Origin of the sequence: Methylocapsa sp. D3K7 (assembly GCF_029855125.1) — a bacterium.
GTDB lineage: Bacteria > Pseudomonadota > Alphaproteobacteria > Rhizobiales > Beijerinckiaceae > Methylocapsa.
The window spans coordinates 3,851,954-3,865,001 of the sequence record NZ_CP123229.1; the positions used below are offsets into that span (position 1 = coordinate 3,851,954).

General features: G+C 56.3%; 13 protein-coding genes. 8 read left to right on the forward strand and 5 right to left on the reverse strand.

Going from position 1 to position 13,048, the window contains the following annotated elements; all coding sequences use genetic code 11:
• The first annotated feature begins 214 nt into the window (after window positions 1–214).
• Entirely contained in the window at window positions 215–982 is a 768-nt protein-coding gene (locus QEV83_RS18085) for a lysophospholipid acyltransferase family protein (protein ID WP_280129042.1), read from the forward strand.
• A 551-nt stretch (window positions 983–1,533) separates the two neighbouring features.
• Window positions 1,534–1,827, forward strand: a complete 294-nt coding sequence (locus tag QEV83_RS18090; protein ID WP_280129043.1) for a hypothetical protein — start codon at window positions 1,534–1,536, stop codon at window positions 1,825–1,827.
• 251 nt (window positions 1,828–2,078) lie between these two features.
• On the opposite strand, the gene QEV83_RS18095 is transcribed toward QEV83_RS18090, so the two are convergent.
• A complete protein-coding gene (locus QEV83_RS18095) occupies window positions 2,079–3,341 on the reverse strand; it encodes an IS256 family transposase (protein ID WP_280129044.1) in 1,263 nt (420 codons plus the stop codon).
• 337 nt (window positions 3,342–3,678) lie between these two features.
• Entirely contained in the window at window positions 3,679–3,939 is a 261-nt protein-coding gene (locus tag QEV83_RS18100) for a pyocin activator PrtN family protein (RefSeq protein ID WP_280129045.1), read from the reverse strand.
• Window positions 3,940–4,434: 495 nt separating this feature from the next.
• Here QEV83_RS18100 and QEV83_RS18105 point away from each other — a divergent pair, with 495 nt between their 5' ends.
• The 3 genes from QEV83_RS18105 to QEV83_RS18115 all read left to right on the forward strand — a co-directional run bounded on the left by QEV83_RS18105 (window position 4,435) and on the right by QEV83_RS18115 (window position 7,440).
• Entirely contained in the window at window positions 4,435–4,899 is a 465-nt protein-coding gene (locus QEV83_RS18105; protein ID WP_280129046.1) for a hypothetical protein, read from the forward strand.
• A gap of 302 nt (window positions 4,900–5,201) precedes the next feature.
• Window positions 5,202–5,846 (forward strand): hypothetical protein, encoded by a 645-nt coding sequence (locus QEV83_RS18110; RefSeq protein WP_280129047.1) that lies wholly within the window; start codon window positions 5,202–5,204, stop codon window positions 5,844–5,846.
• A 1,342-nt stretch (window positions 5,847–7,188) separates the two neighbouring features.
• Entirely contained in the window at window positions 7,189–7,440 is a 252-nt protein-coding gene (locus QEV83_RS18115) for a zinc-finger domain-containing protein (RefSeq protein ID WP_280129048.1), read from the forward strand.
• A 50-nt stretch (window positions 7,441–7,490) separates the two neighbouring features.
• On the opposite strand, the gene QEV83_RS18120 is transcribed toward QEV83_RS18115, so the two are convergent.
• Together QEV83_RS18120 and QEV83_RS19500 are read right to left on the reverse strand one after the other, a co-directional pair.
• The gene (locus tag QEV83_RS18120; protein WP_280129049.1) at window positions 7,491–7,646 is read right to left on the reverse strand and encodes a hypothetical protein; all 156 of its coding nucleotides are present in this window, start codon (window positions 7,644–7,646) and stop codon (window positions 7,491–7,493) included.
• Between the two features lie 188 nt (window positions 7,647–7,834).
• The gene (locus QEV83_RS19500) at window positions 7,835–8,548 is read right to left on the reverse strand and encodes an SOS response-associated peptidase family protein (RefSeq protein WP_348273242.1); all 714 of its coding nucleotides are present in this window, start codon (window positions 8,546–8,548) and stop codon (window positions 7,835–7,837) included.
• 626 nt (window positions 8,549–9,174) lie between these two features.
• Here QEV83_RS19500 and QEV83_RS18130 point away from each other — a divergent pair.
• A complete protein-coding gene (locus tag QEV83_RS18130) occupies window positions 9,175–9,462 on the forward strand; it encodes a hypothetical protein (protein ID WP_280129050.1) in 288 nt (95 codons plus the stop codon).
• Between the two features lie 62 nt (window positions 9,463–9,524).
• Here the strand turns inward: QEV83_RS18130 and QEV83_RS18135 are convergent, their stop codons facing one another.
• Window positions 9,525–9,869 (reverse strand): NUDIX hydrolase, encoded by a 345-nt coding sequence (locus QEV83_RS18135; RefSeq protein ID WP_280129051.1) that lies wholly within the window; start codon window positions 9,867–9,869, stop codon window positions 9,525–9,527.
• Window positions 9,870–11,600: 1,731 nt separating this feature from the next.
• On the opposite strand from QEV83_RS18135, the gene QEV83_RS18140 reads away from it, so the two are divergent.
• Together QEV83_RS18140 and QEV83_RS18145 are read left to right on the forward strand one after the other, a co-directional pair.
• Window positions 11,601–12,062 carry a hypothetical protein gene (locus QEV83_RS18140; RefSeq protein ID WP_280129052.1) on the forward strand — a complete coding sequence of 154 codons (462 nt, stop codon included), beginning with the start codon at window positions 11,601–11,603 and terminating at the stop codon, window positions 12,060–12,062.
• Between the two features lie 114 nt (window positions 12,063–12,176).
• The gene (locus QEV83_RS18145; RefSeq protein ID WP_280129053.1) at window positions 12,177–12,977 is read left to right on the forward strand and encodes an NnrU family protein; all 801 of its coding nucleotides are present in this window, start codon (window positions 12,177–12,179) and stop codon (window positions 12,975–12,977) included.
• The last annotated feature ends 71 nt before the right edge of the window (window positions 12,978–13,048 follow it).

The window sequence follows — 13,048 nt, forward strand, 5'->3', positions numbered from 1 at the left end:
ATTTATCTTAGCCGCCGATAGCTTCCAGGCCAAGTCCCAAGCAAGAAAAGCGCCAGGCCCTGGGCGGGACCTCCCAGACCCATGAGATCTTTTTGCATCCTCCCATTGGCCCGCGCCTTTACCTCACGGGGTTAGCCCTTTAGAAGGAAGCAGCCCAAGGCCCGGCCCGCTCGGATAACTTGCGGGACTCCCCCAGCTTTTCACGATTGCGCGCATGATTTTGATCCGCTCGCTCCTTTTTCACTCGGCTTTTTATCTGACGACCGCCGTGCTCGCGATTGCCGGACTGCCTGTGCTTTTTATGGGGCGCCATAAGGTACAGGCTTACGCAAAGTTCTGGACGGGCTCGTTGGTTTGGTTTCTCGAAAAAATTTGCAAAACCAAAATCATATGGAGCGGCCTTGAAAATCTGCCGCAAGGCGCCTGCATCATCGCGGCAAAACATCAGTCGGCGCTGGAAACCTTATCGCTTACGACAAAGGGAACGGACTTTTCCTACATTCTCAAACGCGAGCTAACAGCGATCCCGGTTTTCGGCTGGTACCTCAAGGGCGCCGGGCAAGTCGCCATTGACCGCGCCAAGCGCGGCCAGGCCTTGCCCGATCTCACAAGACAAGTGCGCGAGGCGCTTGCGCAAGGCCGCCAGATGATCATTTTCCCCGAAGGCACGCGCAAACGCGTCGGGGCGCCGCCAGAGTACAAGTCAGGGGTTGCGCATCTTTACGCCGATACCGGAGCTGTCTGTGTCCCGGTTGCCTTGAACACCGGGCTATTCTGGCCACGCCGCAGTCTGTCGATCCATCCCGGGGCGGTCTCCATAAGCTTTCTCAAGCCCATCGAGCCAGGCCTCGACAAGCAGAGTTTCATGCAACTTTTGGAAAGCCGGATTGAAGCAGAAACGGCAAAGATGATCGGCAGTGCACTGGCCGCCGATCCTTCGTTGAAGCGCGTCCTCGCGGCGCCGGACATTGCAGTTTCATAGCCGCCTGGAACGATTTTGGACGTATATGAAAATACGAAAGCAGAAGCCGATCACTCTCAAACGTTCCCGTGCAACGTTTGAGAGTGATCGAGAAGCACTATTGGATCGTGCTACGAAAAGAACATGAGTACCGTCACATCAGCGATGAAAACCGGCGATTCCACCTATCGTTTTTGCGTGGCGCCGATGATGGATTGGATGGACTGAGCGAAAAAGCAAAGCCTTGTCAGCACTTAAGGCGAACTCGATAAGCCGTGCAGTACCAAACGCTGTGCCGACCCACTTTCGTAGCATGAGCAGGCGAACTATGTCGCGTTCCCGCCTTCGTTTGGCCCTTGCAGCGTTTCGCAGCGTACTTCGCCAATCTACGCGATTGCACTCTTCCGATTTGCGATGTTCGGTGCGGTTAGGCATCCTCCGCCGTGCCCTGACGACATCGCGACCGGTCACGGTCCCGCAAGAACATAGCCCGGATTCAGGGTACTGAAATCGTGCTGCGTCGTCACCGCGTTCCGGTAATCCGGAGACTTCAGGTCCAGATCGATAAGCTCGTGGATCAGGCCACCCTGCAGAAACCGAAGAAGTTCGGTCACGACCAAGGTGTGGCCACCGCGCCGACGGCCTTTCCGGCGAGCAGCGTCACGCCGCAGCGGTCGAGCTCGCAATTGTCGAGCATCAGCACGTACGCGGGGCAGGGCGCGTATATGGAATGGACTGCAGCTCGCAGAGGAGTCGCCGCCGATGTCGATGAGAGGAATACCGTCGGCGGGTGCGTCGATGCCGCTCCTGAGCACCAGCACGGCATCCGCGAGAGTGTGCCCGAAGGAACCCGCGATCCTGCGTGACGAGATCCGCATCCGCGATACCGCGCCGATCTTTATGCGCACCCGTGATGGCGACGAGTTGACCGAGTGGATTTGGTACCGAGCGCTCGCAGCAAGAAGCGGATCTTCATTTTCCGCTCCGAGGGCGGTTTATTCAGCAAAAATACACGCCCAATCCCTGCTTCTCACTTCATTGAGTTCGCCAGGCCCTCTAAACCAAAGCAGAAACGATCAGGCAAAGAGCTATGATTGAATTTTGGTGACGAGCGAGGTCAGGCGGCAGTTTGAACTTGTTCTTTTGCAACCTCGATTCCGTCAGTGAACTTTACTCCGAGAACGACCTTTGGCAATTGACTTTTTCCATCGAGGCGACGCCAATGTTTCTCCGCCGCTTGAGCAAGCTTGAAGACCATGGCGATAGCTGTTTTGTTCGATAGGCACCCCTTGGAGCGTATCGTTCGGTGGCGCACGGTCGCGAATGTGCTCTCGATGGGGTTCGACGTGCGCAGATGCTTCCAGTGCTCTGCTGGGAAGTCGTAGAAGGCGAGCAAAGTTTCGCGATCTTTGGTCAGGCATTCGACCGCCTTCTCATATTTGATGGCGTAGATTTCGACGAACGCGTCGAAGGCGACGAGAGCATCCTTCTTGGTCTCGGCCATCCAGATCTCCTCCAATGCGCGCTTGGCCTTTGCCTGTTGGCTCTTTGGCAACTTGTTCAAAACATTGGCGGTCTTGTGCACCCAACAGCGTTGACCGCGGGTCTTTGGCCAAACCTCCTCGAGTGCTTTCCAGAACCCGAGTGCGCCGTCGGCAACCGCGAGCTCGGGACCGATCGTAAGCCCCCGTCGTCTCAGATCGAGGAGCATTTCCTTCCAGGATTGCGTACTCTCGCGGACACCGTCGGCGAGAGCGACGAATTCCTTTTTGCCTTCCGGCGTCGCACCGACAATGACCAATAGGCACTGAGCGTCATCTTCTAGCCGAGCTTGAACGTAGATCCCGTCAACCCAAAAGTAGACATAGCGCTTGGCAGTAAGGTCACGCTTCGACCAGCGCACGTGCTCGTCGACCCAAGCGTCCTTAAGCCTTGCGACGGTTGATGCCGAAAGGCCGCCGGCATCCTTGCCAAGCAACGCGGCCAGCGCCTCCTCGAAATCGCCCGTGGATATGCCCTTCAGGTAGAGGATCGGGATCAACACCTCGAGGCTCTTCGATCGGCGCGCATAGGGCGGCAGAATCGCCGACGAAAAGCGGATGCGCGCCTCGCCCTGGCCGACACGATCGCGAACCCGGGGCGCGCGCACGCCGACCGGACCGATACCGGTCATGATCTCGCGCTCGGGCAAATGCCCATGGCGAACCAGCCTTTGCTGACCTTCCTCAGTCAAAAAGCGGGAATGCCGGTCAAGGAAATCGGAAACCTCGGCCTCGATGGCATCGGCCAAAAGCTTCCGCGCCCCGCAGCGCAAAACTTCAGTAAGTGGATCCTCAAATGCACCTGGCTCGGCGAATTTAACGATATTATTCTGGGTCACGGCGTATCTTCCTTTAATGGAAAGTGGAGCTTCGAACACCCCACGATACGCCGCCTCACCTCATTACGCTGTCACCAACTTTCGGCCATAGCTCCAGGCAAATGGAGTTTTACGGTTCCCGGAGAAGACTGGTTCTGCACCGCAGGGCCCGTTCGGCAAGATGCACTCGATGGTGCGGAGTGCTTCACAATGCTGACAACGGGCCAAGTCCCGATGTCGCCCATATCATGATCGTTAAGTCGCTGTACTCCAGCAAGAGAGCTGGCGCACGTGGTTGGACCCGGAGGGTCCAGAAGCTGAACTCCTCAGACCCCGCCCGGTTAGCGACGCTATTAGGTCAACTGGTGAGGGCAATCATCTCTTTTCTGGCTGCCTCGGCGCGAGCGTCGAGGTACTCGGCTAAATCAGCGAGATGGACACCCTTGGCGCTTTTTTGACTGCTTTCAATTCGGACAAGCGGCATCGCGATCTGGCCAGCTGAGATTTTCTGAACCAGTTTGCTAGGTGTTAGGTGGAGAAAATAGTCCCGACATACGTCATTGATCGGAATGATCGCCTTGCCGTTGTATTGTGCCATGAGCAGGAATGCGGTCTTCATTTTGCAATTGACGCGCGCGTCGTACCGATGGCCCGATCTGGTCTGGTCGTCATTGCAGTGCTCCCGCAGAATGTGCTGCTGCCCATCAAAGCTGCGGCTCTGGACTATTGGAAGAGGTGCTGCGTTAGCGTGCGGAATTTGGCGCTCATAGCGTGGAAATGGGACAACCCAACTTTGATATAGGCGGTAACAATGTCTGGTGCGTCCCCTTCGGGCCGGGCTCTGACCGTTTGAAAACAGCTTTCTAAAACGAATCCGGCGGGAATTCTCGCCCGGAACGATCTTTGTCGAGGCGTTCGGAACTAGGCACCACGGCATGAATGCCGGCGCGACGCCCGCTAAAGTCTTGTTTATTGACCACTCGGAAGAGGGCCAATCCAATATGGTTAAGACCGATGCCCCAGGACCGCATCACTAGGCGACGGAGGACCACCACTAGGCCGCTTCGAGGCGGCGATTGCCGGGCCGCATTGTCAATTTGCCAAGGGCGACGCCATGGATAAGCCCATCGCGAAGGCACTGCTTCTCGGTCTGGCAGGAAGTTTTGAGACCTATCTGAATACCGAAGCAGCCATGGACGCCTTGCGCAAAGCGCTGGGCAATTCAACCACGGCGCGACAGCCTGCGGCACTGGGAATGGCGGGGGGTATGGGCGGATTGGGCGGAGCCGTGGATTATCTGCATGGTGGTTCTTTCACGACGGGAGCGCTTGCTGGCGTGGCGCTGGGGCATCTGGCGAGACAGGGCACCATCAAGATCGATCAGAGAATCGCCCATAGCGTCGGCAGAATGCTCGCGTCTAATAATCCGGCGGGCTACAAGAATGTGCTTGAAATAGCCGGGAAGAGCCAGCGCTTGTCGGATTTCTTCCATTCCGTGACGCCGCGCGCGGTGGCGGCAATTGTCCCCGTGGCCCTCGATGAATTGCGCCGGAAACGGTCCGCTCAAGCTGGCCCCTGAACTCTAAATGAACATTCCCATCCCGGTTTCGGGCATCTCGGCGCCGTTCTCGACGTTCACGGGAGGATTTGTCAACTCGCCGCTATCTCCAGCGAAGTTGCGGTGACTGGGCTCACGTGAGCGCAAGTTATCGTCGATGGCGGGGATGGGGATGGACCTGCTGTGTGTGAATGCCTCGAACGTGGTTAGTTTGCGCAATGAGATATCTTTCTTCTTTGTTCGCCATATTGCTCCTTTGTTCAGCGGGAAGAGCTGAGACACGCTCAGAGCCGGACAAATCCTCGATCTCCACGGAACAACCAATGCGCATTGTCGTGGTGCGCAGTTCACGGGCAGGATGCGAACCGAAATGTGCTGAGTGGATTTCGGCGGAAGGCGAAATCGTTGCAGCTTCGGCAGAGCTACTCCGCAAGGTTATCAATTCGCTTGGGGGGAGGAAATTGCCAATCCTCATTCACTCGCACGGGGGCAAGTCGAATCAGGCGATGCTCATGGGGTTTCTTATAAGGTCGCGCAAACTTGATGTCGCTGTCGGCAGAACAGCCTTCGATCCATGCACAAATGCACCCGCTGGCTGCAAGCAAGGGACGTGGGACGGGCCAATTGGCGAACCGGATTCGCAATTGGCTTACTGCTATTCCGCCTGCACCTTTATCCTCGCTGGCGGCGTACGCCGTTTCGTCGGCCCAGACACACAAGTTGGCGTTCACAACTTTATACTCGACCCAGCGATGGTTGAGAAATGGCGAAAAACCTACCGGGGGTCAGTCCCGATAGACACTGTCATAGAGCGTTCATTTGCGCCCCCTATCACCGCTTACTTCCGGAATTATTTTACTGCGTTGGGAGTTTCTTGGAAGCTTGTGGACTTGATGGTTTCAACTCCACAGAGCGATATTCGAATACTGACCGAGACGGAACTGCTAGGATCACGTTTTGGTCACTGAGGTTAAAGACGCTCGGGCACTGGTCTACCATTGAGCACCAAAAATCCCGGGAAATTTTGGTGGCACGGCCTCGGTATCAGAGTTCCCCGATGGTAAATCAAGCATGAGAGGGATTCAGCGATCCTCTCTCTTCAGCCGAATTGCGCGCTCGGCATAGCGATCCAGTGCAGCGCAAAATTCGGTTGCGCTTTCCCACAACCATTCATCACTCTCGCATATGGCGCGCGGATGAATGGCGCGCGGATGATGTGTCGCGCGTTCAGGGTGAGCGTCGGCAATCATCGCCAACACTTCAGCGATTGCTTTGGTCCTGAGATTCCGGTGCGATGAATGGATCATTGCCTCATCTCTCTGCTTCTGTTCCCCGCTTCTCTTCGAATGTCTAATTGCTAACCGGTGTGAGGCTGGTTTGTCGCTCCCTAAACAGGGGGAACCGGTCCTGCGGGCGCCTCAGGGGAGGACATTTGTCAGCGCCCGCAGCCGTCAGAGCTTAGTGGGAATATATTTAGGTGAAGGAACCTTTCAGCGATGTGATTGGCAGATTGATTCTTGGTAATGCGCCACTCGGGGAACAAGACGCTCACGGCTTCGCGCCAGCCTGCCAAACTTCTCCGTTAGCAAACCTCACATCGAAATTATGCTTGAGTGCCGTCGTTGCCTCAGCGCTCTCGATCACAATCAAATCATTGTCCTGGCGCTTGAGGCGGGATGCTGCGCCGATATCGCAATCGCTCTTGTGGGGCTCTGAAAAAGCCCGCCGTTTAGGCGGGCCAGGTTACCGAGGGGAGTTTACTGTGAAGCAAAACGCTGCGCGACAGCAAAGAGTTTAGATGCTCCGCTCAATTCTCCGTGACCCCCCGTCGGCTCAAGAACGCCAAAGGATCTGTGTCATGAGCTCCGTTCTAGCGATAGGTATCGGGATCATTATCTTAGTGATAGTTTGGCGTGGAATCCGTTAAAATCGAACGGGGGCATAGCCAAGGACTTCGAGAAGTTCATTGCCGATCTAAACGCTCAGTTTAGAAGACTTACGGGACAAACCTCTAGCTCAAGTCTTGCGTCCCCCGGAACAGCTGCAGACGTCGATGCGGCGTTTGCAGCACATGAAGCCAGACTACAAGCGGGATACGAGGCCGGCCATGCTGAGGGATACGAGGCCGGCCGCGAAGCAAAAGGGCTATGACGAAGGCTTCCAAATAGGCTTAGAGTCCAAAACGCCGCCGGAACCGGAACCGCAGCCATCGGAACCGCAATCGAATTAGGTTGGCTGATAGAGTGAAAAACGCGCGCCGCAAATCTCCGCGCCATTGCTCGAGCGCTCATCTTTGAATTGGCGACCGCGATGGCACTTGTTGGCGGCTATCCGAAGTTCAAAAACGACCGCGGCGTCCCGGAAATCTGCATCGGGGTGAAGGAATTCATGTGTATTGGCGAGTCCCCACCGCAGGATCACCCCCACGTCTACATCAATATGGGCGAGGCAGACGCAATCCTATGTCCCTACTGTGCGACCCGATTCCGCTTCGATCCACGATTGACGTCGCTCGGTGCCGACCCGCCCGACAGTTTCTTTGCTGACGATACCGCGGTCTGAGCGCATGCCCGGACCGCCACCATAACTCGGCAACGAACCCGACGCTGGTGCTATTCGTCATTCTCAGCGTTCTTCTCGGTGTTCAAATCTTTGACCTTATTCTTCGCTTCCGGGTCGCTGTATAAAGGTGGGACACGGAGACTGATGAGCAGGAAGAGGAACGCGCATAGGAGGGCGGCAAGGGCTATAATACTTACAATCGACATTGAATGACTCCCTGGTTTGCGCAGTGAGCGTGGGTTCTTATTTGCCGACGCCCATGAAAGAAACACCCCCCCATCCATAATGTTCCGCTGCAACCTGACGCCCTGCATTTGTGGCGCTTAATGTCGTCAAGCCAAAGAGAGCTTAGACGCCGCGATTGGGTCTTGCGAATTCCAGCGTGCTTCGGCTCCTATCCCCTCCTGCGGCGGTCACCCGATCTCAAAAGTAGCATCGTGCGATTTTTGATTTCCATGAACCGGTGTTTCGATATTGCGGAAATTGATGAAGATTCAGCTGTGGTATTGGCGAACCTCTGCGAACCAAGGAATGGCCTTGGTTGGGTCCTTGATGGTGATGGGCGCAGTCCTAGCTTTCCTGGTCGCTTACGGGCCTTAATTCCGCCTTCGCTTTCGGCTTCGCGAGCCTGACGCCGGGCTGATCGCCATTGGTGAACTCGACGCCGGCCTTTTCGAGGGCCGCATTCTTCAGTTGTCGTGAGTAGGACCGGCATCGCCTTGGCGTGGATCGGTCGCACCGTCTTGTTCGATTCCGTGGTCAGGAATGCGGAGAGCTTGTGCTCGCCGGCCTCGCCCTTCCGCTCGCCGATCCACGGGCGCCACATTCCAGCAAAGGCAAAAAGTGATCGGCTCTCATTGAGTGCAAACCAGTGCGTAACCTTTGGCCAGCTGTCAGTCCATTCGCAAAACGATGTTGCTGGAACGAGGCAGCGCCATTCCGCTTTCGCGGAGGAGGAGAAGCAATGCGCAGAAGTTAGTTTTGGCAATGAATATGGCGCGGTCCTGATCGCCGTGGCGAAGCATTTTGAGGGGAGCGCTGAAGACGCTGCCGCTGGGAAGGCCGCATGAGCCTGCCCGTCATCCTCACCCTCCGCTTCCGCTATCACACACCCCGAAGCTCCGCGCGCTATGCTGGGTGCTGGCTAGGATGCTGGCGCACGCCGACAAGCTTTTGCGGCCGGAGGCGTGAGAGTGGACTTCCATAAACCCCTGATCTGGAAGTGTTCGACCAGACCAGGGGCCGCTGCCTTGGCGTTGAGGACATAACCAAGGCAGTCCCCCCTGCGATCCTCCCCGCCAGAGCCGCCGGGGGTTACGTCATTCGAGTCAACGGGTACGAGACGCTGATTATACAATGCGCCCTAGTCGCTGCCGTCAAATGGGGAGATTGGATGCCTAGATTTTGGCACCCGACCCGCGACTATTCGATGGGATCATCCGGCCGGGCACTAGGCGTGAGGGTGCCAACAAAAACCCCCGGGCTGGGGTTGGTGTCCAGACCGGGGGCGGTACGCTTAACACCAATTCATGCCGAAGTGGGACATCGGCAATCATCTGTGCCGTAATGCGGCACACGAAAAACCTAGGTAAATTTCACGGAAAATCATCACCCGATTGGACTAAGTCATCAATCAAAAGTGTGAAAGGGATCATCCGTTATGCTGCGGTATTGGTTCAGCGGAGCTGACATTTTCTTCTAGCACCGCAATTGGCCACAAGGGAGGGGATTAAGATGGATGACTCCAATAATTCCAATTCCGATCATTCGGGCGCCGTCTCGCGGCTCGAAGAACAAGTTCGCGCTCTCCTTGACGAGAAAGAACAGCTTGTTGCCGATCTTGCTCAAGCTAAATCCTCGGTTGAGACCTTTGAACGCAAGCTCGCTGATGCCTTGAGCGAATCTCAAGAGTTTACGAAGGAAAAAGATAGGCTTGTTGCCGAAATGCGCAACGAGCTGCAGGATCTCAATGGCGAAGGTATCTTTGGTTTCATACGGCGGCGGTATTTCGGCCAGAAATGACTGGTGCCCAATGATTGAGGAACTATAGGATGCTGGCAGTAAAGGGGGGCGTCGGAAAAGGATCATCCGTAATGCCGCAGTTGGGATGGAAGCCTCCTGCCGACATAGGGGGCGACAGGTCCCGTTAGCTCTATGTCATCCAATTCCTCTGGCGACATTAGTCGTGCGGAGATGATCTCGCGGTTGTCGAGCTGCAACTCAGGCAGCCGATCCAGTCTCAATTCAAAGAAATGCACATGGTCTCTTCGCCCGTCCCAGATTCCGCATGTGACATCCGCTGGGATGAGCTGGTGTGCCGTCAGCCCAATCTCCTCGGCGAGCTCGCGTCGCGCCGCTTCTTCCGGCGTCTCACCGCGGCGTACACTGCCACCCGGGAAGTTCCATTCGATCCGATACGACGAGCGCACCACTAAGATCTTCCGCCCCACGTAGACCGCCACCAGCGCCCCCTCATGGGGCTGACGCCGCAGTCGCCACTAGGTGCGGGCCAGCGGGAAACCAAGGCGGTACGCCATGCGCCAGGCAGCGTCGATAAGCGTGGAACGTCGAGTTTGCCCAAGGATTGACAAGGATGACTTCTCTGAGCGTGGGTGGTGTAAAACTAAATGGCCACTTATCCGACAGCAGAATGGGGTTCTACCGGATTAGGGGCAAGTTAGTACAAGCTCGGGAGGAACTATGCTGCAAATAAATCCGCAAAAGTTGTGCCAGTTCAATCAAAACAATACGCTGCGGAGGTTCGCTAATCGCGGGCAATGGTGCGCGGCGGGGGCCATCCGTTAACGCAACATTAAGGATACCCGCATATCTGTTTGGGTCTTTCCGAGAAACCTTTCAGCGGTCACATAGGTTTTTTATTTTGTAGTCGCCCGGCATTCTTTTGGAGAATTTCGATGGTTGACGTTGACGAAACCCTAGCCGCCGCAATTCGAAACGCATTACTGCAAGTCAACGGCCCAGCGCCACGGTCGCAATATCGTGTTGAAGTTGCGACAGCCCAGCGCATTCGCGCGGCTCTCGAACGCGATGGATTTATCATAACTTCATCGCGCCCTCTTCCGGATGCCGCAGCCGTTACGCCTTGCACACAGGATCCAGCCCTTGCCCCGGCCGCATAATATGCGCTGGTTTGATTTGCTTTCGGCATCCATTTTCATCGGCCTGACGGTCTTGCTGCTCGGCGGCACCGCAATGGCTGTAAAGCAGCGGACGGCTAACATATATATGGCGAGCCACTAAATGGCCGAAGCCCAGCGCGCGTGGCGGATCGGCAGCTGCCGTCAGAGTAAGGTCCGCCATTGGATGGCGAACGAGAGCTAGCTTGACGCCAATTTGGCCCCATGGTGGGTCTTCTTGCCGATGGCGTTGAATACCCGGACGGTGGTCCTGGCGTCGTTGGGCGCTGCAACGGCTTATGGGGCATGCTGAAAGGCTGTATCCCCAGGTCCAGAGGGCGACCTAGCCACGAGGGGGAAGTGGCTTGCCCAATTGGGACATGTTCAGAAAAATTCCAGGACTTAGATGAGCGCCCCGCCGGCAACGGGGGGGTCAATCAAAGGCTGCCCCAGCCATAGTCCTGGCTCGTCTCCATATTCGGCTGTTCTACGCACCTCAAACGCCAAACCCTTCAGCGCTGGCTCCGTGAGTTGGGTAAGCTGCCACGAGATCAAACCAATTTTGGCACCGATTTCCGCTAGCGCATTCCTGCCCTCCCGCGTCAACGGTGGCTTTCTTGGAGCCTTGCCCTCAGCCACTTTAACGTCCGAAGGAGCCGCCTCTTGAGCGTGTGCGGGGCTCTCATTAAGGACCAGGTGACCGGATACGGCGAAAGAGGCTCCCGTAGCAGGAAGGGCCTGGATAAACTGTCGTCTAGTCGACATCGCTTCTTCTCAGTATGGCACCTTCGGCAAAAGGGGCCTTTTTTTGATATTGTTAGGCAAATATAGGCCCTGCCGAATTGAAGGATGTCAAACTTGGGCTTCGGCTCGTCCGGAAGCGGCTCACTGGCGTCATTCAGGTGGCTCGAGCGAATGACCGCTTTCAGCGGTCGAGTTGAAAAAAACTCACAAACTGCTAATTGAAATGGCATGATTTCATCAAGCCTCTTGGCGGGGTGATCGTGTGAAAAGGGATGAAATGTGGATACCCTAATTCCGGCGATGGTCGGTTTCTTGGGTGTTCTGATCGGAGCCGCGATCACCACAGGCGCTAATTATTTGCTCGCGGTGAGAAAAGAGAAAGCAGAAGCGGCCAGAGATAAGCTCTTTCGTGCCAACGAACTCAAGACCGCCGCCCGATTGATCGCGGACGATTTTTTCACCGCCCAAACAGCTATGATGGAGTTTGTTGATAATAAGCGTTGGGCGTCAGCTGCAGCTCGCAATTTCCCATTGGATGCGTGGCAGAAAAATAGAGAAGTCCTCGCCCGAGAATTACCGCTCGAAGACTGGAATGCGGTAGAAATAGCGGTATGGGCAGTAGAACGCTTCAGAACCCTTGCCCCTGTCCCTCGTTCGAACGACGCTATGGCAGAAATCGGCAAGCCTCTTCTCAATGACACCAAGGCTGGAATCGAAGCGCTCATACCATACATGGGATGAAGACGTTGAAATGCGGTAGAAGGTTACGTGTGGAAAATTTAATCGAGAAGGAACCGCTCAAATCCAAAGAATTTGAGCATCCTGCTCAGATTGAAACGGAACGGTGAACCATCGATGCTGTCCCTGGTCCTGGGCGCGATCTGCTTCGCTGGAATCCATCTCGGCATCGCCGGCACCCCTTTGCGCGACCGCGCGATCGCGGCGCTTGGCGAAGGCGCCTACCGTGCGGTGTTCTCGATCGTCTCACTGGCCGCCATCGTGTGGCTCGTGATAGCCTATAAGGATGCCCCCTATGTGGCGACCTGGGGCATTCTGGAGTGGTGGAAGCCGATAGCGATGATACTTATGCTTCCCGCCGTTCTCCTAGCGGTAATCGGATTGACCACACCAAACCCCACCTCCGTAGGCCAGGAAGGCCGGGTGGCGCGCTCGCCCGAAGGCGTCGTGCGGGTAACACGCCATCCGTTCCTCGTTGGCGTCGGTTTATGGGCGGTGGTGCATCTGATCGCCAACGGTGATGTTGCCTCGTTCATCTTCTTTGGCGCCCTTGCCGTCACCGCACTGGCCGGAACCGTGTCGATTGACGCCAAGCGTCGCCGCGCGCTTGGCAGGGGCTGGCAGTCCTTTGCGGCGCAAACCTCTATCATCCCGTTCGCGGCGATTGCCTCCGGCCGCACCCGGTTCAACCCCGGTGAAATCGCGACACCGCAATGGGTCGTCGCCCTCATCGCCTACGCACTGATGCTGGGCGGCCACTCTCACATCATCGGTGTGTCCCCGTTTCCGACGTTTCGGCCCGCGTCCGACGAGATCTCGCAGGACCTGTCCCTGTCGAAAATCAAATTCGAACATACTGGCGCATCTGCGCAATCGTCGGCCGAAGCCACATTCAACCTGGCATCTCGAAAAGATTGATGGTCGCTTCGTTTTCCTCTGGCGCGCCAGCGGTCGCTCGCCAAGAGTACATAAAATCCGATGCGCGCAGA